Consider the following 5,394-nt stretch of genomic DNA (forward strand, 5'->3'; position numbering starts at 1 on the left):
GCGAGCCGCGGGCTCGCCAGCCGCCACGCCGAGTCGCTCCGCGATGGCGCCGACGCGGTTCGCGTGCTCGCGCTCGTCCCTCTCTATGCTCTCGATCCGCGTCGGCGCCATCGCGGAGCGACTCGGCGTGGCGGCTGGCGAGCCCGCGGCTCGCCTGGCCATGCTCAAGGCCCGCGTGTCGGCGGCACGGTCGGCGCAGGCCGTCCTCGCGGGCATGGCCGAGGAGGAGACCGCGCTGGAGAGGCGGATCGGCGGGGCGCGGGCCACGCTGGAGACCGCCGAAGCTGCCCTGGCGTCCGTTCTGGCGGAGGCCGGGTGCGCGGACCGGACCGAGCTGACCGGGGCCATCGAGCGGTCCCGGGCCGTGACCGCCCTCAGGACCGACCTGGCCGAGATCGAGAGGCGCATCGTCGAGGAGGGCGACGGACTGTCGCTCGACGAGCTGGTGGTGGCCTGCTCGGCCACCGATGCGGGCGAGGCGGCGGCCTCGGCATCGTCGCTGCGGTCCCGGCTCGCGGACCTGAATGCCGCCGTCGACGCGGCCGCGACCGCGCACGGGGAGGCGCGCAAGGCCTTCCAGTCGTTCGAAACCGGATCGACCTCGGCGGCGGACGCCGCCGCGGAGGCGGAGCAGGCGCGGGCGGAGCTCGAGGACCTGTCCGAGCACTACATCCTGAAGCGGGCTCAGGCGGTCATGCTCAAGTGGGCGATCGAGCGCTACCGCGAGCGACATCAGGATCCGCTCCTCCTGCGCGCAGGCGAGCTGTTCGCCAAACTCACCACGGGCCGGTACGCGTCGTTGAAGGTCGACAGCGAGGGCAGCTCGCCGCGCCTTCTCGGACTGCGCGACGACGGCCGCACGGTGGTGGAGGTCGGCGCCATGAGCGAGGGTACGACCGACCAGCTCTTCCTGGCGCTCCGCCTCGCCGCCCTAGAGCGTTCCGTGGCGGCCGGTGTCGCGCTGCCCTTCCTCGCCGATGACCTGTTCGTGAACTTCGACGACGACCGCGCGCGGGCCGGATTCGAGGTGCTCGCCGACGTCGCGCGTACGACGCAGGTCCTCTTCTTCACCCACCATCCCCACTTGGTGGCGATCGCCAAGTCCGTGGTTGGCGCCCAGCTCCATTCTGAATGCGCGCTGCAATGAGCGGACCCGCGAACAGCATCGCCCCACTAGACCTGATCGCGGCCCACGCGTGGCGCCGCGCGACGTTCACAACTCATTCGTTCAGCGCGTCCTTCGCCGAGGCCGTGCTGATCGAGGCGCTCATGCGCCAGGGCGTCACCGACATCACGATCCTGACCGACCCGCTCGGCTACCGCATGGCGCTGCGGGAACGGGGCGCGGTCCGGATCGGCCGCGAGTACGTCGTGCATCCCGTCGCGGTGCGGCAGGGCTGCTTCCATCCGAAGCTCATGGTGCTCGAGGCGGATGACGCGACCCACGTGACTGTAGGATCCGGCAACCTGACTTTCGGCGGCTGGTCCGCCAACCTCGAGTGCGTCGAGCACCTCCATGCGAACGGGATGGCGGCGGCGGTCGGCGACATCGGCAGGTTCTTCGCCGCCCTCGCCGACGCGCCGAACTGCGAGCACGACGCCCGGAGCCACTGCCGCGCGCTGGCGGATCGCCTGGTCGGCGCGGCCGCCGCCGGCACGGACGACGGGGCCGTCCGGGTGCTCACCAGCCTCGACGCGCCGATAGTCGATGGATTGAAGGCCGCGGCCGGGGAGCTCGGTGGCGCGAAGACGCTGACCATCGCGTCTCCCTACTGGGAGGCGTCCGCTGTCGAGCGGCTGGCCTGGACGCTCGGCGTGGCGGAGGTCCGGGCCCACGTCCCGATCGCATCGGTCTCCGCGCCCGAGGGGATGGACTGGCCTCGGGCGGCCAAGGGCGTGCGGCCCGTGCGCATCGAACATCTCGCGGTGGACGACGCGGCCGCCCGCGGCCTGCACGCCAAGGTATTCGAGGTCGTCTGCGCCCGTGGTCGGCTTATCATGTCCGGCAGCGCCAACGCGACCGGTGCGGCGCTGACCTACGGCGGGGCGACGTCGCGCAACGTCGAGGTCTGCGTGGTGAGGACCGACCGTCGCACCGGCCACCACTGGCGGGTCGAGGACGCGAAGGCCCCCTCGAAGCCCAAGTCCGTCTTGGAAGGCGATGACGACCAGGCCGAGGTCGGCGTACTCGTGGCCGCCCACATCGACGGCGGCATCGAGGGGCGGATCCTGACGTCTTGGGAGGCGTCATCGGCCACAGCCATATTGGAGGTCTCGCGCCGCAGCCTCGCCATTGGACCGGTGGAGGTGGAGGGGCGCGCCTTCACGATCGCGGTCGGTCAGCTCGACGACGAGGAGCTGTCGCTTGAGGGTCGGATTCAGCTTCGCCTCCACGCTGGGGACGCGGTCGCTGAAGGCTTTGTGACCGCGCCCGACTTCGGCGCGATCAGGGGGCGGGCCGGGAAGGCGCTGCCCTCGATGCTGGCAGTCCTGAAGAACCTGCAGACGCCCGAGGACGTGCTCGCCGTCATGGAGTTCTTCCGGGCCAACCCGGATGCGCTTAGGACGAGGTCAGTCATCCGCGGTCGCACCGCCGGGAGCGGGCCCGAGAAGGTTGATCCGCTGATCGATGCCGACCTGGTGGCCCGGCCCACTGCGGACGCTGGCGATCGCCGGCGCGATGAAGCCGGCGGGCACAAGGAGGAGCTCGCGTGGCAGCGGTTCGTCGCGCGCCTCCTGCAGGCGTTCGCGCGCGGCCCCGCACCGATCGAGGGGGACGACGAGGACGAGACCGACCGTACGGAGAAGGCGCGTCGCAAGCGCGTGGCGCAGGCACGGCACGCGCTCGAACTCGGCTTTCCCGAGCTCTTCCAGAAGCTGACCGCCACCATCGCCTCCGATGTGGAACTCGTGAATATCGCGCGGCTCACCCACTTCGTGTGCGTGTCCACCGAGCACCCCGCCACCGAGGCGTTCGTGGCGCGGCTCGTCGGGCTGGGGCGCAAGGTTTCGCTCGGTCAGAATGCCAAGGACACGCTGACCTGGTGCATCGTCCAGCTAGTCGCGGCCGGAGCCGGACTCGACGCGGCGATGGCGCGCGGACGCATGCTGTCGCTGGGCATCGACCCGGACCAGGCGCCGGAGCCCGATTGCGCGCTCACGGGGTTCCGGGATCTGCTCGCTCCCGACGCCGATCTCGATGCGACGTTCGCAGCAATACGGGCGACCCGCACGGTGCACGACGACGTGCGCGCGCTCGAGGTCGGCTTGATGACCAACGTCGTGCCGGAGGGGCTGGAGGTGCTCGCCCGCCACCCCTCCTGGCACAGGCTTCTCGAGCAATGCCGCCGCGAGCCGGAGCGCCGGCGCATCCGCTTCGTCGACCAGCCCGTCAGCGCGTGCTCCTGCAACATCGTGCTGCCGCGGCTCAGGGATGAACTGGCGCGCGATGGCGTTTGCGACACCGGCTGCCACGGGTTCGTCTTGGTGAGAAACGCATGAAGTCGGACGCACTGATCGAACTGGAGAGGCTCAGCCGGCGGGCGTCGGACTGCTCGATCGTCTCGCCGGCGGAAGCGAAGACGGGCGGCGTCGACCCGCTCGGGCTCCGTCAGATTAACTTCGACCTCATGAACGAGGTGTTTCCCGGGCTGAATAACGTGGCGCGGCACATACGCCCCTTCACTCTGGTGGCTTGGGCGTGGCGTCGGACGATCGCCTTGGCGAGTGAGCGCAAGGAGCGGCTCCGCCTGTCCGCGCACGAGGACTTCGTTGCGCGAATCGAGGTGGCCTTCGCGTGGTCGCTGCTCCAGCGGCAGGGCACCGGCGGCATCGACCTGCCCGGCAAGCAGCGCATCGCGGAGCTCTGGGGCGACGAGAAGGTGATCGGCTTCGGGGACGAGCATTGGGCGGACTTCGTCAAGGCACGGCGCAACTCGACCGCACTGACCGCGGCGATCAACTACGGACCCGGCCTACGGGCGTTCCGGATCCTCGTCGATGACGCGCACCAGCCGGGCGTTCGCGTTCCGGGTGAGGGGACGGAGAAGCTGCTCGACGCCTTCGAGAAGCGCCTGACGCCCATCCTCGACCACAAGCTGTTCAACGGCTGGGGACCGTGCTCGCTAAAGCGGGCGACCGCGGAGGAGTGGGCGGACGTCTGGGACATGGACGAGCTGATCGCAGCCGAACGCGAGGCCATGTGCGACCGGCTCGTCGGCGAGGTCGCATCCAGGAGCCGTCGCGGAGGTTTCCGCCTTCTCACCCGCGTCTGCGAGGATGTGGAGGAGGACGAGCGGGACGAGGAGACGCTACGTCCGGCGATGTTCGATCTGGCCAGCAACGAGCTGCACGAGGAGGTCGTGCTCTGGCGGCGCGTCCAGGTGCGACAGGCCTTCCGCCTGGCGCTCGAGGCACTGTTCGAATGGATTGTGGGGCAGATCGGCGGCGGCACTCTGACTACTGAGGCGCTGGCGCAGCGCCTTCTCAAGGAGGTGGACGTGGAGGTGGCCAGGGCACGTGACTGGTTCTCCTCACTCGTCGAGCGGGATGCGACGGTGGTGAGCGCGATGGCCGAGCTGCAGTCCTGCATGCAGGCGCGCCAGGGGGTTGGGGCGGCCGCGCTTGCCGCGCTCGCCGTGTCCGTCCTTTCGCCGAAAGATCTCCATGACCGCTCCGAGCGGCGCGAGCGGCTCCCGATCGCGCTCGCCCTTGCCGACGTCGAGAGGCTCGGCGAGGGCTCGCCGGCCCACCTCCTCGCCCACGTGATCGAGAGTTGGATCATCGCCCAGCATACTTACTGGTCCGTGGGACGCGGTCTCGCCGACGCGCGTGCCGGTGGGAAGAGGATCCTGCGGCTGCGCCTCGTACTGGAACCCGGCGGCTGGCGGGTGACACGTGGGAAGGGCGCTCCCAGCATTCCGAGGCCCACCCCGGACCGGCTGCGCAGCGCTATCAGCTTAGCGCGGGAAGCCAGCATGATTTGATTTCGAGTGCCCGCTGCCGGCTGGCTTCCGCGCATGCTGACGGCCGCTCCGTCCTTCGCCGATCCGCGAAAGCCCTTGCATGCGGGCAAGTGGGAGGAGGGCGTGGGCCATTTAGCACAGCTGCGATCGCGTCGGATCCTTTGGTGCAGCTGACTCCGTAGCACCTCGTGGGCGAATACCCTGGACGTCCATATGAACGAGTGGCGGAAGTTAGGAAATGGGTGGAGCGGTTGAAGCGTCCGTGTCTGGGTCACGTCCAGCCGCGAAGTTGGAGGCGGCTATCGACCAATCTAAGTCGTTCGGGAAGCAATATCCGAATGACTGCTTCAGCCGAAAGCGGTCAGCCGCATGTTCTCGACCAAGCGGGCAGCATCGCCCGGTCGAAAGCCGTTCGTCGTACGCTCCTCCG

The 5,394-nt window shown here is 69.6% G+C and carries 3 protein-coding genes; all 3 read left to right on the plus strand.

Annotated features, from left to right (window positions below; genetic code table 11):
* Positions 1-1,147 (plus strand): ATP-binding protein (locus QZ753_RS12865; protein ID WP_367171515.1); only part of this gene is annotated, 1,147 nt, incomplete at its 5' end.
* On the plus strand, positions 1,144-3,501 hold the full coding sequence (locus QZ753_RS12870) for a hypothetical protein (protein ID WP_294644201.1): 2,358 nt from the start codon (positions 1,144-1,146) through the stop codon (positions 3,499-3,501). The genes QZ753_RS12865 and QZ753_RS12870, both read left to right, overlap by 4 nt.
* On the plus strand, positions 3,498-4,985 hold the full coding sequence (locus QZ753_RS12875; protein WP_294644202.1) for a hypothetical protein: 1,488 nt from the start codon (positions 3,498-3,500) through the stop codon (positions 4,983-4,985). The genes QZ753_RS12870 and QZ753_RS12875 overlap by 4 nt, the downstream gene beginning before the upstream one ends.
* Positions 4,986-5,394: the final 409 nt, after the last annotated feature.

This window comes from uncultured Aureimonas sp. (genome assembly GCF_913775355.1).
Classification (GTDB): Bacteria; Pseudomonadota; Alphaproteobacteria; order Rhizobiales; family Rhizobiaceae; genus Aureimonas.

Bases quoted from the DNA above. Each gene is read 5' to 3' on its own strand.
- QZ753_RS12870 (WP_294644201.1), top strand. From the start codon at position 1,144: ATGAGCGGACCCGCGAACAGCATCGCCCCACTAGACCTGATCGCGGCC.
- QZ753_RS12875 (WP_294644202.1), top strand. From the start codon at position 3,498: ATGAAGTCGGACGCACTGATCGAACTGGAGAGGCTCAGCCGGCGGGCG.